At 67.0% G+C, this 270-nt stretch carries 1 protein-coding gene; it reads right to left on the reverse strand.

Going from position 1 to position 270, the window contains the following annotated elements:
• Positions 1–270 (reverse strand): nickel-dependent hydrogenase large subunit (locus tag SB816_RS31915; RefSeq protein WP_410548231.1); only part of this gene is annotated, 270 nt, incomplete at both ends.

Consider the following 270-nt stretch of genomic DNA (forward strand, 5'->3'; position numbering starts at 1 on the left):
TGCACCGCGTGGTCATGCACCTGCAGCGTCTTCGCCATGATCTCGCGGATCAGGTGCGCGTTCGGCGGAATCCGGATGTCGAGCGCGTCCTCGACCGCGCGAACCGACGCCAGCGCGTGGCAGCCGGTGCAGACGCCGCAGATGCGCTCGACGAACGCCCACGCATCGCGCGGGTCGCGGCCCTTGAGAATCACTTCGAGTCCGCGCCACATGGTGCCGGTGGACACCGCGTTGCGGATCACGTTGTTCGAGTCGACGTTCACTTCGACC

It is taken from the genome of Achromobacter sp. SIMBA_011, assembly GCF_046535435.1.
GTDB classification, from domain to species: domain Bacteria; phylum Pseudomonadota; class Gammaproteobacteria; order Burkholderiales; family Burkholderiaceae_B; genus Achromobacter; species Achromobacter dolens.